Origin of the sequence: Paractinoplanes abujensis (assembly GCF_014204895.1) — a bacterium.
GTDB classification, from domain to species: Bacteria; Actinomycetota; Actinomycetes; order Mycobacteriales; family Micromonosporaceae; genus Actinoplanes; species Actinoplanes abujensis.
In genome coordinates this window covers 3,953,083-3,967,369 of the sequence record NZ_JACHMF010000001.1, presented here as the reverse complement: position 1 = coordinate 3,967,369, position 14,287 = coordinate 3,953,083, and the positions used below count along the sequence as shown (strand labels likewise).

10 protein-coding genes and 1 pseudogene are annotated in these 14,287 nt (G+C 69.7%); 2 read left to right on the top strand and 9 right to left on the bottom strand.

From position 1 onward, the window contains the following. Window positions 1-105: 105 nt before the first annotated feature. Window positions 106-894 (top strand): SDR family NAD(P)-dependent oxidoreductase, encoded by a 789-nt coding sequence (locus tag BKA14_RS17625; RefSeq protein WP_184952025.1) that lies wholly within the window; start codon window positions 106-108, stop codon window positions 892-894. Window positions 895-907: 13 nt separating this feature from the next. Here the strand turns inward: BKA14_RS17625 and BKA14_RS17620 are convergent, their stop codons facing one another. The 7 genes from BKA14_RS17620 to BKA14_RS17590 form a co-directional block, all read right to left on the bottom strand. Next, on the bottom strand, window positions 908-2,371 hold the full coding sequence (locus tag BKA14_RS17620; protein ID WP_184952024.1) for a GGDEF domain-containing protein: 1,464 nt from the start codon (window positions 2,369-2,371) through the stop codon (window positions 908-910). Window positions 2,372-2,430: 59 nt separating this feature from the next. Continuing rightward, entirely contained in the window at window positions 2,431-2,886 is a 456-nt protein-coding gene (locus BKA14_RS17615; RefSeq protein ID WP_184952023.1) for a hypothetical protein, read from the bottom strand. Window positions 2,887-3,031: 145 nt separating this feature from the next. Beyond that, window positions 3,032-3,346 carry a hypothetical protein gene (locus tag BKA14_RS17610; protein WP_184952022.1) on the bottom strand — a complete coding sequence of 105 codons (315 nt, stop codon included), beginning with the start codon at window positions 3,344-3,346 and terminating at the stop codon, window positions 3,032-3,034. 420 nt (window positions 3,347-3,766) lie between these two features. Continuing rightward, entirely contained in the window at window positions 3,767-7,237 is a 3,471-nt protein-coding gene (locus tag BKA14_RS17605; RefSeq protein WP_184952021.1) for a ThuA domain-containing protein, read from the bottom strand. Window positions 7,238-7,805: 568 nt separating this feature from the next. Further along, on the bottom strand, window positions 7,806-8,099 hold the full coding sequence (locus tag BKA14_RS17600) for a chorismate mutase (protein ID WP_184952020.1): 294 nt from the start codon (window positions 8,097-8,099) through the stop codon (window positions 7,806-7,808). An 83-nt stretch (window positions 8,100-8,182) separates the two neighbouring features. Beyond that, window positions 8,183-9,340, bottom strand: a complete 1,158-nt coding sequence (locus BKA14_RS17595) for a cellulose binding domain-containing protein (protein ID WP_184952019.1) — start codon at window positions 9,338-9,340, stop codon at window positions 8,183-8,185. Window positions 9,341-9,351: 11 nt separating this feature from the next. Then, window positions 9,352-10,755, bottom strand: coding sequence for a non-reducing end alpha-L-arabinofuranosidase family hydrolase (locus tag BKA14_RS17590; RefSeq protein ID WP_184952018.1), 1,404 nt, complete (start codon window positions 10,753-10,755; stop codon window positions 9,352-9,354). Between the two features lie 224 nt (window positions 10,756-10,979). Here BKA14_RS17590 and BKA14_RS17585 point away from each other — a divergent pair, with 224 nt between their 5' ends. Further along, on the top strand, window positions 10,980-12,011 hold the full coding sequence (locus tag BKA14_RS17585; RefSeq protein WP_184952017.1) for an SMP-30/gluconolactonase/LRE family protein: 1,032 nt from the start codon (window positions 10,980-10,982) through the stop codon (window positions 12,009-12,011). On the opposite strand, the pseudogene BKA14_RS17580 reads toward BKA14_RS17585, so the two are convergent. Continuing rightward, window positions 11,999-12,911 (bottom strand): annotated as a pseudogene (locus BKA14_RS17580) (transposase family protein). The gene BKA14_RS17585 and the pseudogene BKA14_RS17580 overlap by 13 nt on opposite strands. Window positions 12,912-13,134: 223 nt before the next feature. Beyond that, window positions 13,135-14,178: a PaaX family transcriptional regulator gene (locus BKA14_RS17575; protein ID WP_184952016.1), complete on the bottom strand. Its 1,044-nt coding sequence runs from the start codon at window positions 14,176-14,178 to the stop codon at window positions 13,135-13,137. Between the last annotated feature and the right edge of the window lie 109 nt (window positions 14,179-14,287).

Below are 14,287 nucleotides of genomic sequence, written 5' to 3'. Positions count from 1 at the left end.
CGGAGCCTACTCGGAGCCTAACTGAGACTTAGGTGACTCAGTTATTGACTCCGAAGACAATAAGGTGTTGCATTTTCTTCTACAAGACATACAGAGGAGAACCAGATGGATCTGCAGTTGGTGGGTAAGCGTGTCCTCGTGACCGGGGCTAGCAAGGGGATCGGGCTCGCCACCGTCCGGGCCTTCCTGGCCGAGGGCGCCACCGTCGTCGGCACGTCCCGGACCTTGACCGCGGAACTCGAGGCCACCGGGGCGGCCTTCGTGGCCGCCGACCTGTCCGGCACCGACGGGGCGCGACGCATGGTCGAGGCCGTGCTCGAGGCCGATCCACGGCTCGACGTGCTGGTGAACAACGCCGGCGGCGGCGAGATGCCGCTCGAGGCGTTCGGCGACCCGCTGGACGGTGACGAGGACGTGTGGGACACGAGCCTCGGGCTCAACCTGCGGTCGGCGGTGCGCGTGACGCGGGCTGCGCTCCCCGCCCTGACCGAGGCGAAGGGCTCCATCGTCAACGTCAGCTCACACGCCGGGCGGGCGATGAGCGCCAACCCGTTGCACTACGTCACGGCCAAGGCGGGCCTCAACATGTTCTCCCGCGCCCTCGCCGAGAAGCTGGCTCCTTCCGGCGTACGGGTGAACGTCGTCAGCCCGGCGGCCACGCGCACGAATCTGACCGCGGGCAAGGACGGCTTCCTGGCCCGGGCGGCCGGCGCCATGGGCGTCGACCACGCAGCGTTGCTCGCCGGCGCGCCGGAGCAGACCGGCATGCTCACCGGGCAGCTCGCCGAGCCGGACGAGATCGCCCGCGCGATCCTCCTGCTGTCCTCGCCGGCCATGCCGAGCCTGATCGGCACCAACCTCCTCGTGGACGGCGGTGCGGTCAAAGTCGCCTGACCGGCGTCGGCGGTCAGCGGGAACTGTGGTCGGCCGGGCCGAGCGATGATGCCGACGGTTCTGGCGTCGCCGGTGACTCGAAAACTTCGACGCGGCCGCGGCCGCCCTCCTTGGCCCGGTAGAGCGCGAGGTCAGCCCGGTGGATCAGGGCGGCCGCCTCCGGTGCCTGCTCGTCGAGCATCGCGACGCCGATGGACACGCCGATCCGTACGGTGCGGCCGTCGATCTCGAACGGCTCGGACACGTAGTCACGGATCCGGTCGGCGACCGCCACCGCGTCCTGCTCGGTGTGCAGCTTGCGGCAGAGCACGAGGAACTCGTCGCCGCCGAAGCGGCTCACCATGTCCTCCGGCCGGGTGGCCTCGATCAGCCGGAGCGCCACCTGCTTGAGCAGCGCGTCGCCGGCGGCGTGGCCGTAGGTGTCGTTCACCGGTTTGAAGCCGTCCAGGTCGAGGAACAGGGCCGCCACCGGACCGGTGTCGCCGGTCAGCCGTTTGCGGCGCCAGTCGGCGATCACGGCGTCGGCGCGCTCCAGGAACAGTGCCCGGTTGGGCAGCCCGGTCAGGGCGTCGTGCATCCGCGCCTGAGCCAGCCGCGCTGAGCCGCGCAGGACGGAATACCCGATCAGCACGATGATGACCATCGCGATCGCGAACGCGGTGAACATCAGCCAGGCCGCCTTGGCGTTGGCCTGGACGGGGGCCAGCAGCTTCGAGGTCGAGGTGGTCAGGATCAGCCGCCAGTCGCTGCCGGCGACCGGCCGCGCGACGAAGTACCGGTCGCCGTGGGCGCCGTGAGTGCTCCGCGTCGCGGCGGCGAGCAAGGCGGTGTCGGCCAGCGGCGACCCGGCCAGCCCGTCCTGGGAGGAGACGACAATCCGGCCGTACTCGTCGACGACGTACGAGGTGCTGAAGGTGCGGTCGAGGGTGCCGGCGAGGATGGTGGAGAGATCGGCCAAGCTGACCGGAATGGCCAGCATCCGCCCGCCGCGGGGGGTGTCGAAGGGCTGGAACGCGAGCGCGTACGACCCACCCGCATCGGTCCGCACCTCGCCGAACGCGAGCTTCCCGGTCCGCGTCGCGATCCGGAAGCCCGCGTCCGCCGCCAGGCCTGCGGTTTCCGCCTCCTTCGTCACCGGGTCCGCGATCAGCCGATCGCCGTCGGCCTCGAGCACGGCATACCAGGGTGCGCCGACCTCTTGCCGGCCGATCTGGGCTCGCAGGTCGGCGAGGTCTCCGGCGAACGAATCCTCGCCGGTGGCCCGGGTCTTGGAGTCGCTGCCGGCCAGTGTTCCGGCGATCAGGTCCGCTGAGGTGATGGCCCGGGTCTCGTACTCGCTGATGACTTTGGCCCGAGCGGACGAGGTTGTGCGCGCGAGATAGGTGCCGATCCCGGCAATCAGGCCGACACTCAAGAGCACCGCGGCGGCGACGCCGAGCCGGCGAACCGTCGCCGACGAGGTGAGCTCAGAACCCATGCCAGACAGATCGGTGCCGGACCGGCAATTCTGAGGCACGAACCGGCATCAGTCCACGTCTACGCGGCGGGGTCCACCTTCACGAGCGGGGACCACGGGCTGCAGACGGTGGTGACCTTGGTGCTCCACTCCGCGGCGCACACACGGAACTGCACCTTCGAGTCCTCCCGCATGTTCTTGTTGCAGACCCGGGCGGTGTCGACACCGGCGGTGTTGAAGCACGCGCCGTTGCGGTAAAGGGTGTCGCCGGGATAGTAGTTGCGCCAGAACACGGCGGCCGAGTGGCCGTCGCTGAGGCGGTCGGTCACGTAGAAGAAGTCGCCGTTGGGCTCGAAGCAACCGGCCCCGTAGGCGTAGAGCGTGCACGCACTGTCGTTGGTGAGCTCGTACGACACAGCCGACGTTCCCTTGTCGAACTCCATGGCGATCGCCGCGCCGGCTGGTGCGCTGCCGACCGGCGACAGCAGTAGCGCGGCGGCCGCGGCAACGACCGCGAAAACCTTCGTGATCCGCATGGAACCTCCCCGTGAACACTCCGATGTAGATCATCAGCATTCTCCTGACACCGGGAAAGTCAAGGTCTCTTCCCGAGGCCGGCGTCGCGGTTCGACGCCTGGGGACGGGGGTGCCGGCTGCCCGGTAGAACGGCCGGACCCTCGATCAGGAGGTCCTGGTGACGTCGCGGGTGGCGAGATAGGCGGAACGCTGCTGCAGCAGGGTCCGTAGCCGGTCGGCCTCGCTGCTGGTGGCCTGCTCGTCGTACCCGTCCACCGTGGCCAGCACCTTCAGGGCGGACTCGAGAGCGTTCAGGGCGGCGGCGTTGCCGTAGATCTTCTGGTACATGTCGCGGTAGGCGTCCTCGTACCGGGTCTTGAACGCCGTGCTGCCCAGGAACCGCTCCTTGAGCTTGTTGCCGCCCATGCCGCGAGGCCCGCCCCGGCCGCCGCCCGGGAAGCCCTGCCCGCCGGCCGGCACCCGGCCCTCCGGTATCTGACCGCCTTCGGGCAGCCGGCCGCCGCCGGGGAAGCCACGGGCTGCTCCTTCGGCGTCGCCGGCCCGGCCTGGTCCGAAGCCGTTCTGCCGGGCCTGGCCGTTGCGGGTGAGGCCGGACAGGGTCGAATTGCCCTTGAGCCGGATGCCGACGCTGGTGACGGTGACCCCGTCGACGGTCAGGTCGGCCTCGAGGAAGTCCTTCTCGCCTTCCTCCCAGAACGAGTCGAGCAGGCGCTGATAGTCGGCGTCCCGGAAGGTGATCTTGATGGTGTGGGCGACACCGGCGTCGAACAGGTCGGTGTCGTTCCGGAGGTCGGGCTCGTCAGGCCCGGTGCGTCGGGTGGTTCGTCGGGTGCGGAGACCCCGAGGATCTCCGCACCCCGTCGTACGCGGTCTGCTCGATCAGGAGTAGACCTCGAACTCGAACAGTGAGTAGCCCCAGGCGGTGGCGCGGGCTGTGCCGTTGATCCGCACGTACCGGCCGGTGGCGGCCAGCGCGGTGTGATCGTCGACCGCTCCGTCGCCGCCGGTGATCGTCCGGGCCGTGGTCCACGTCGTCCCGTTGGCCGACGTCTGGATCTGGTACGCGGAACCGTACGCCGCCTCCCAGGTCAACTTGACCCGATTGATGGGGTAGGACTGACCGAGGTCGACCTGGATCCACTGCGGGTCGGCGAAGGCGCTCGCCCACCGGCTGGTCAGCGAACCGTCCACCGCCGCGGAGGCCGGGTAGGCGACCGCCTCGGTGCTGGACGCCGTGGCCGGCTTGTTCAACGCCAGGTTGCCCGACTGCGGCGGGGTGGTGCCGCCGGAGGTGAACGTGAAGTCGTCGATGTCGAACAGCGACCCCGCGCCGCCGGTGAACACCAGGTACAACTGCTGCGTGCCGGCCGGTGCGCTGATCGTCCCGGTGACGTCGGCCCACGTCTCCCAGCCGCCGGTCGGGGCGACTTGCAGCGTGCCGGCCACCGGGCCGGTCGGCGAGCCGGTCCGCACGGTCAGCGTGCCCCCGACGCCGGCCGAGGCGACGCGCGCTTTGATGCCGGTGACGCCGGCCAGGTTGTAGCGGGCGAAGGAGATCCAGTCCCCGTTCTCGATGTACCCGACAGCATTGCCGCCGTGCGCGTTGGCCTTGGCGACGACCTGGACGCCGTTCATGGTGCTGAGGTGTTCGGCCTGCCGGGTCCGCGGTTGCAGCAGGTGCTGAGCCTGGACCGGGACGCCGGCGACAGGGGTGTACTCCGCGGCGAGCACCCCGAAGATGTTCGCGCTCGCGTCGTGCTCCCCGTCGACAGTGGTCTGGATCGAGCCGCTGCAACCGTTCTTGCTGGTGATCGGGTGACCGTGGCTGTCGTGGCCGAGCACGTAGTTGAGCACGACCCGGTTGCAGTCGATGGTGCCCGCGTTCGGATCGGTGACTCTGATCTCGTACGGCACCAGGTCGCCGAACTGGAACACCGATCCGTCGGGCGGGGCGATCAGCTGGATGGAAGGCCGGCCGACGCCGACGACCGTACTGGCCGTCGAGGTCTTGCCGCCGGAATCCCGTACCGTCAGTGTCGCGGTGTATTCACCGTTGGCCGGGTAGGTGAACGCCGGGTTGGCCGCCGTGGAGTCGGTGCTGCCGTTGCTGGTGAAGTCCCAGGCGTACGTGATCGGGTCGCCGTCCGGGTCGTTGCTGCCCGCCGAGCTGAACTGCACGGTCAGCGGCGCCGCGCCGGACGACGGGGTGGCGGAGGCCTGGGCGATCGGAGCCCGGTTGCCACCACTGTTGTACTCGATCCGGTAGAGAGCCGAGTTCTCGTCCCCGCCGAACCACGTCGTGCCGTAGTCGAGCACGTACAGGGCGCCGTCCGGCCCGAACTCCATGTCCATGATCGCCGTGCCGGTCCACGGGATCGGCTCGATCGCCCCGGCCGTGCCGTCGCCGTTCAGGGTGACCGCCTTGATCCAGCGGCTGGTGAATTCCCCGAGCAAGACCTTTTTGTCGTATGACGCCGGGAACTTCACATCGGAGGCCAGCGCCGGGTCGTAGTGGTAGACCGGGCCGCCCATGGGCCCGCCCCCACCCAGCTCGGGCCGCCACGGACCCTGCCCGCCGTAGGGCAGCCACGCCGCCTGCGACGCCGGCAGCGCGGTGATGCCGGTGTTGTTCCGCGAGTTGTTCGTCGGCCCACCGGCACAGTTGTACGCACCGGAGGACGGCCCGGTCGGGAACGCGTATTCCTGGTAGGGGGTGTTGTAGTTGGAGCAGTACGGCCAGCCGAAAAAGCCGGGCCGGGTGATCCGCTCGAACGAGACGGTGCCCGCGGGCCCGCGCTGCGGGTCGGCCGAGCCGGCGTCGGGGCCGTAGTCGCCGAGGTAGACGACGCCGGTGGCCTTGTCGACGCTCATCTTGAACGGGTTGCGGAAGCCCATGGCGTACACCTCGGGCCTGGTGTTCGGCGTGCCCGGGGCGAACATGTTGCCACCCGGGACGGTGTAGCCACCGGTCGCGCCCGGCTTGATCCGCAGCACCTTGCCGCGCAGGTCGTTGCTGTTGCCCGAGGTGCGCTGCGCGTCGTAGGCGGGGTTGCGGTCGGCCCGCTCGTCGAGCGGCGCGAAACCGGCCGAGTCGAACGGGTTGGTGTCGTCACCGGTGGACAGGTACAGGTTGCCGGCGGCGTCGAAGTCGATGTCACCGCCGACGTGGCAGCACAGCCCGCGGCTGGTCGGCACGTCGAGGATCGTCACCAGCGAGGCCGGGTCGATCGTGTTGTCGTCGCGCACGGTGAACCGGCCCAGCTTGTTGGAGCCGTTGAACGGCGCGAACTGCGCCGCCGTGCCCGTGGACGGAGCGTCGCCGCCGGGTGTGCTCAGCGGTGGCGCGTAATAGACGTACACCCAGCGGTTGGTGGCGAAGTTCGGGTCGGCCTTGATGCTCTGCAGACCCTCCTCGTCGTGGCTGTAGACCGGCAACGTCAACGCGACCTTGGTGTTGCCGTTGACATCGGTGTACCGGATGACGCCGTTGCGCGAGGTGTGCAGCACACCCCGGTTGGGCAGCACGGTGAGACCCATCGGCTCCCCGGTCTCGGCCGCGCCCTTGGCCAGGTTGACCTGGCTGAACGTGCCGGCGGGAGCCTGCACCGAGCAGTTGCCGACGTTCTGCGCGGCGTACCTGATGCCGCCGAGCAGGTGGGTGCGGAAGTGGGCCTCGGTGTAGCTCTCCTGGGTGTGGCCGAGGCCGGTGTACCAGGACCGGCCGCCGTCGTAGGGCCGGCACCACGAGATCGGGTGGTCGCCGTTCATGCTGCCGCCGGTGTACGTGGCCTCGTTGAGATTCGCGAGGACGTGCACCTGCGAGCGGGGGTTGGTGCGGTAGTTGTAGAGCTCGTCGGTGCGGTTCCAGTTCACCGGGATGCCCGCGTTGGACGGGTGAGCGGTGTCCTCGATGCGGACGGTGACCGGCTGGATCGCCGGGTGGCTCGCGAAGTAGGCGCCGACGAGGTTGCCGTACCAGGGCCAGTCGTATTCGGTGTCGGAAGCGGCGTGTACGCCGACATAGCCGCCGCCGGCGCGAAGATAGCGCTCGAATGCGGCCTGCTGGGTCGCGTCGAGCACGTCGCCGGTGGTAGACAGCCAGATCACCGCTTTGAACCGGGCCAGGTTCGTGTCGGTGAACTGGGAGGCGTCCTCGGTCGCCTCGACCGCGAAGTTGTTCTGCGCGCCCAGTTGCTGGATCGCGGCGATCCCGGCGGGGATGGCGTCGTGCCGGAACCCCGCGGTCTTGCTGAAGATCAGTACCGAGAAGTCGGCCGCGAATGCCGGGGCGGCGTTGACGCCCATCCCGGCCAGGACAAGGGCGGCGATCAGCAGCACTCTGCGAATCATGATCGGTTGGTCCCTCTCGTGAGGAAGCAGCCGAGACGTGTGCCGATCACGTCTCGAACGTGGCCGCGGCAGGCGCCCCGCGATGGGCCGGAGCGCGCACGGCGGCGCCGCTGACCGTCCCAGCGGTGGAGGTCGGCACGTCGCGCATCGGGGAGGTCGCGCGGCGCCGCGATGGGGGATGGGGAAGGGGTGCGTCGGGTGATGGGCGGCGCCTGATCGGGGTGCGGCGCCGTCACAGCTCGGAAGTCAAACCCTGGGAGAGCGCTTTCTCGTACGGTGCTGAGAAGTTAACAGATTCGTCACTGTCCAACAATGGTTCCATCGACCGCCGTGAAAATCGGTCGTCGAAGTCCATCTCGGCCTGGAAACGCACGATGATGACCGAGGAGCCATTGCGACGGGTCTCTGCTGGTCAGACCTTGGACGCCCGATGACCCATCGTCGGTCGCCGTCGACGAGACACAAGCGCACCCCACTCTGCCCGATGAGGCAACGCGGCCCCCGACCATCGTGCCGGCTGTGAGAGCGCTTCCAGGAGGCTCGACATCCAGGAGAGCGCCCGTCGGCGTTACTGTTCCGCCGCCTGGCGGTGCCGGGCCAGTTCGAGCTCGATGAAGGCGGTGATCATCGAGCGCCAGACCGCCTCGGCCACGGCGGGGTCGAGGCCGGCGGTGGTGGCCTTGGCGCGGACGGTGGCGATGACCCGTTCGACCCGGTCGGGTGCTCGGACGGCGTGCTCGTCGCGCTTGAAGCCGGCCGCGGCCTCGACCAGCCTCTGACGCTGGGCCAGCAGCGTCACCAGGTGGGTGTCGAGGTCGTCGATCCGGGAGCGGACGTCGGCGAGGGACTCGGGTGCGGACACCGGAGGCGGGATCCTTTCGGGCTGGCCGGGAGGAGCCGGTGACCGGACCCGCGGCGCACCGCGGGTCCGGTCACCGGCCTGCTTCAGCTTCCGGTGCAGGTTACCGTGGCGCCGCTGCCGTTTCCGGAGCCTTGGAAGCCGAATGTGGCGCTCTGGCCCGCGGTCAGCCGTCCGTTGTAGCTCTGGTTGGTGACGGTGACCGCGCCGCTGCTGCCGTTGGCCACGGCGTTCCACAGGGAGCTGATGGACACTCCGCCCGGCAGGCCGAGCGTGACGCGCCACCCGTTGAGCGAGGCCGACCCGGCGGTGACGGTGACGTTGGCGACGAAGCCACCGTTCCACTGGTCCTGCACCGCGTAGGTCGCGGAGCAGCCCGTGCTGGGCTCCTCGGTGGGCGGCGGCGTGTCCCCGCCCAGGGTCAGGTTTCTCTGCTGGACCTGCCATTGGCCGCTGCGGCACAGACCGCAGCCGGAGCCGGCGAAGGTGGCGCCGGCGGTCGTGTCGCCCTTGAGCCGCCACTTGAGGTAGAGCACCGCCACCCGGCCGAACTCGCCTCCGTTGACCTGGTCGTAGGTGCCGCCGTGCCCGACGTTCAGGTTGCCCATGAAGGCGGGCAGCCCGGCCGGGAGTTTGCCCCAGTCGTCGATGGCGTTCGGGTAGGCGATGTCGCTGGGCCCGCCGACGAAGTAGGCGATCGGTTTGGTCAGTCGCCGCAGCTGGTAGTCGTCGGCGTCGTTGAGCAGCCCACTGCTGAAAATGGTGGTCGTGGTGACGCGCGGGTCGTTGGAGACCGCGTACGCCTCCAGGCCGCCGCACGAGAAACCGCCCACGGCCACCTTGGTGGTGTCGATCTTTCCGAAGTACTTGCTGCCGGGCCGGGAGTTCTCGGCCACCGCCCAGTCGATGCTTTGCGTGAGCATCTGGGAGTTGGTCGAGCCGGAGGCGTTCGGGCCGCCGTTGGCGATGGCCAGGAAGCCGTGGGAGGCGATCTCGCGCAGGAAGTTCTGCTGGGACAGCCCGTTGGCCGAGCAGCCGCCGTTACCCCACGCAAAGATGGGCATCGGCTGGGACGGCAGGGTCTGCGGCCGGTAGATGGTGTGGTTGGGCAGCCCGGCCGAGGTCTCGTAGTCGGCCGGATAGGGCCCGGATCCACCGACGGCCGCGGTGGCCGGGGCCGCCCCGAGCGTGACGGCAGCGGCGGTGACGGAACCGAGAACGGCCGCCAGAAGCGCTCTTCTCATGTCAGTTCCTTTCATCGCTGCCGGGTGAGCAGGCCCGGACGCCACGGCAGGTTGTTGTAGTCGCCGCCGGCCGTGGGGTTCTTGCCCTGATAGAGCAGTTGCAGGTTGCAGGGGTCGACGGTCTTGGTCTGGTCGGGGTTGGTCCGCACCAGGTCGCCGTGGCTGATGTCGTTGGTCCAGGTGGCCCCGCTGTTGGCCTCGCCCGCGAACGGGTTGCTCTCGGTGGCGGCGTTCGGGGTCCACGTGCCGTTGAGGCTGGTCGCCGTGAACGAGCGGAAGTAGCGCCCGTTCGCACCGATGGCTTCCACGAGCATGAGGTACTGGTTCTGCCCGGCGACCTTGTAGACCTCGACGCCCTCGAACAGGTTGTTCGTGGAATCGCTCATGATCGTGGTGTACGACGCGCCGAAACTGCCGGGGAAGTTCCCGATCGGCATGCTCGCGCGGTAGATCTTGCCGTTGTCGCCGGCGAAGAACAGGTACATGTTCTGGCTGTCACCGATGATCGTCTGGTCGATGACCCCGTACGGGGCGTCGGAGATCGTCCCCGTGAACAGGGTCTGAGCGCCGGACCAGCCGTTGGCGTTCGACGGGTCGGAGGAGGTCTTGTAGCTGAACGACGTCGGCCCCCACTGGTAGGCCAGCACCCAGATGTTCTTCGGTGCGAAGTAGAACAGCGTCGGCGCCACCGTGCCCTGGCTCATCGCGTTCTGACTGGCCGTGGCCATGTCCGACCAGTCGGTGAAAAGGCCGAAGTTCATCGACCCGTACGAGCCGTTCGACACGTTCGACGCGTACACCAGGTGTTTGCCGTTGTAGACGACGTTGGTGAAGTCCTTGAGGGACGTCCAGCCGTTCTTCGGCTGGGCCAGCGCCCCGGTCGACGTCCAGCGGTAGCTCGACGGCAGCGTGCACGTGGGATCTGTGGGCGGCGGGGTCGTCGGCGGCGGAGTGGACGGCGGCGGGGTCGACGGCGGCGGCGGGGTCGACGGCACGGCGCTTCCCGTGCAGGTCACGCCGTTGAGCGCGAAGGCGGCCGGAACGGGGTTGCTGCCGGTCCACGACCCGTTGAAGCCGAACGACACCGTGCCGCCGGTCGCGATCGATCCGTTGTAACTCGCGTTCTTCGCGGTCACGGCCGAACCGCTCTGCGTCACGGTCGCGTTCCAGGCCTGCGTCACGCTCTGCCCGGCACCGTACGACCAGGTCAGCGTCCACCCGGACACGGCGTCACCCAGGTTGGTGATCGACACGTTGGCGCCGAACCCGCCCTGCCACTGCGACGACACGGCGTAGTTCACGGAGCAGCCGGCCGCCGCCGCGCCGGCCGGCCCGGCCGCGACGACGGCGGTCGACGCCAGCACGGCCGCGCCGGCCGACACTATGGCGATCTTGTTCGATCTCGACAGGTTCATGAAATCTCCTGACCTGGGGGAGGGCAGTGGGGATGAGAGATCGACGCTTGTTACCGTTAACACGTCTTTCCGGCATGGTACGGGAGCGCTCCCACGGCTTCAACAGGTGGCACGAACAATCGGCGAAAAACAATGACTCTTGACTATTTCCGGCGACGTGGCCGGGGGTTGGTGCCGAACGGAACCGATTTGCGCATCTGCCTCCGAATGCTACGTTCACAATCATGTACGTCGATGCCGGAAGGCTCTTGACGCGGCCCGCCGCCGCCGTTTTTGGCGCCGCGTGCCTGGTTCTGGGTGCGCTGCCGGTCGCCTCGGCCGCGGCCGGATCGGACACTCCGCCAGGAGCGCCGCCCGGCGTGTGCGAGGCCTCCGCTCCGGCCGGGACGCCCCTGTCCGGGCCTGCGTTGTCCGCCCCGCGGGTGCAGGGTGGCTTCACCTTCCTCGAAGGGCCCGTGTGGATCGACCAGCCGGGCCATCTGCTCGTCTCCGATCTCGGCCCGGCCGGCGGCGTCCAGCAGGTCCAGCCGTCGACCATCCACCGGCTGACTCCCGGCGCGCCGGCCCAGACGTTCGTGGCCGCCTCGGGCAGCAACGGCCTGGCCCTGAGCCCGGACGGGGAGCGGGTCGTCGCGGCGACACATGACAATCGCGGCGTCTCCGTGTTCCGGCTCTCCGACGCCGGCCGCACGGTGGTCGCAGCGACCTTCCAGGGCCGGGCGTTCAACTCGCCGAACGACGTCACGGTCCGCGCCGACGGCGTCGTCTACTTCACCGATCCCAGCTTCCAGCGGGGCCGCCGCGGCGACGAGATGCGCGGCCGCACCGGGGTGTTCCGGGTCGTGAACGGCCAGGTGGCACTGGTCGACGACACCGTGCGCCAGCCCAACGGCATCGCCCTGTCACCCGACGGGCGCACGTTGTACGTCGGCGCGTACGGGGAAAACGTCATCTACGCGTACGCCGTCCGGCCCGACGGCAGCACCCGCGCGCGCACGGTTTTTGCTCCCATCGGCAGTCCCGACGGGGTTACGGTCGACTGCGCGGGCAACGTTTACTGGGTGTCGCACAACGAGGGCCGGGTGCACGTCTTCACCCCGGCCGGCGCCGAGCTCGGCACCATCACAGCCGGCCCGCAGGCGACCAACGCGGCGTTCGGCGGGCCGGACCGGCGCACCCTCTACATCACCGCCGGGCGGACCGGCGACTACGGAATCGCCGCCATCGAGCTGGGCGTGCCCGGCTATCCGTACTGAAAGGTTCCCGCCCTTCCCGCACTGCTCGCGGCCGACACGACGCCACCGGCCACCCGGGTTCTCGTCGTGGTGCGGGCGAGGGCGGCCTCCATGATCGCGGTTGCACGGCACGGGCAGCAGCGTCGCTTGGCCAGATCTCGCAGGTCCCGAGCGTGGCGATCGCTCGCTCGCCGCGGGCGCGGATCTTCGCATTCGCCCGGCCTCGGGCGTGACCATCGCTCGCTCGCCGCGGGCGCGGGTCTGCGTGTGCGCCGGGCTGACTGCCTTCCGCCGGCGTGACAGCGGGCCGGAAGCGGCGCCGCCTGAACGGGGTACGCCCGCTGCCGCAGGCGCCTTGGTAGCCCTCGTCAGCCAACGGCATCACGTCGGCGCTCTCACTGCGTCGACAATGCCGTGGGTGCGGTCGGCGATCAGGTCCTGGGTCGAGCCGGGCCGAGCGGCCAACGCCCAGACGAGACGCCCGGCCCCGTCCGCAATGACCTGCACGTTCGCGCCGTGACGCCGGTGCGCAACGGAGTAGTTCGGCTCGTTCCCGCATCCCGATCAACCCGAAGCCACCCGCAGGTCGCCGCGGCGGGTGCGGCCACCCCCGACGCCGCCCCTGATCGGCGACCCGGTAGATCGGGATCAGCGTGCCGTCCACATCGCGTACGTCCCGTTGCCGGGTGCGCCGCATGGCCGTTTTCAAGTCCTCCGCGGTGGCGCTGATCGCTGCCTGACGGAACGCCACGCAGTCACGGTGCCGATCTTGAAGCCGGCGGCGAGGCGAGTGCAGGTGTCGCCGTCGCTCGCGGTGGGCCAGGGCAAGGACGGGTTGCGCTGCGGGCGGTGGCCGCGGATGCGCTCGGCGAGGGGGAGCAGGGTACGGCCGGACAAAAGAACTGCTCGGGTCCGCAACACGCCGAGCTCGGGTTGGTTGATTTGCGGTACCACCTGGATCCGCTCTTATTGATCTGCACCCCCGGCTGACCTTTCAGGTCAGGTTGGAAAAGGCTCAAGAATGCTTGGGCTTGCCGTCCACACCGCCGGAACTCGCGGGCAGAAAAGTGTTACGTCGCCGTACCGGCATTAGTCGCGACGAGAAAGCAATAACGGTATCGGCTCTTGGATCACCGGGCCCGTGTCAACCCGTTCGGCTCGATCGCCCCTTGGCATCTCCCGGCCGGGCGGCGCGCCGGGCCCCGGTGCGGCGGGCCGCCGGTTCGGCCGGGCCGGACGGCAGGCCCGCGGACAGCTCGTCGACGGTGTGCGCCCGGATGCCCGTGACCGGCCCGCCCGTGACATCCGCCGCGACGGCCCGGACGTGCTCCTGCGCAGTTACGGCCAGGCCGTCGTAGACCGCGACGAACAGATCCCGCGCGGGTTGCCGCGGCCAGCCCGCCGGAAGCAGGTGAAGGGGCAGGCGCGGGTCGAGAACGGGCAGGCGCCGATAGGTGTCCATCACCTCGGTGCGGAACCGCACCGCCTCGGCCCCGGCCGGCTGCTCGGCGGCGATCCGGGCCGGCACGTCCCGCCACCGCTCGAGAAAATTCTCGTACTCGCGGGCGATGGCGGCGATGTCCCACGCCTGCACGGGATTGCGGTGGGGGCCGGTGCCGAGTTCGACGTGCCGGGCGCGGAACACCGTGATGGCGCCCGGAGCGATGAGCGCGAACTGCCCCCGGGCCTCCTCCGGCAGGTCGTGCGGCGAGATCCACAGGCCGTCGTAGAGCGGGGCGTACCCCAGCCAGCGCAGCCTGTTGCGCAGTTCCTGGCGCTGGGCCCGTTGCGTCTGGGGCAGCGAGAAGGCGATCAGCGTCCAGTGTTCGTCCCACGGTTCGGCGCCGGTCGCCGCCGAGGCGATCCAGCTGCCGCCGACGGCAAGGAAGTCGGCCGCCTCCGGAGTGAGCCGGTAGGCGCTGCGCCGCCCCTGCCGCCGTACCTGCAGCACGCCGCGACGGGCGAGCCGGCTGATGGCGGTGCGGGCCCCGGCCGCACTCACGCCGGCCTCGGCGAGCAGGGCCACGATGGCGGCCGACGGCAGTTCGGCCCGGGTGCGCAGGGTGTAGTCGGCCAGCAGGGTCACCGTCAGATCCTGCGGCGAGTTGCCGGCTTGGCGGCGCGGCAGGCGCACCGCGCCCGCCGCGTCGTCCGGAAAGATCTCATCGATGTCGTACGGGCTGGTCACGCGACGGCTCCGGCAGAGTCGGGGGCTGACGACTGCCGAAGATCCTCCCATGCCCGTACGGGGTGTTCGAGCCCTGACCGGTGTGGACGACGCGGCCGTCCGCACCGGG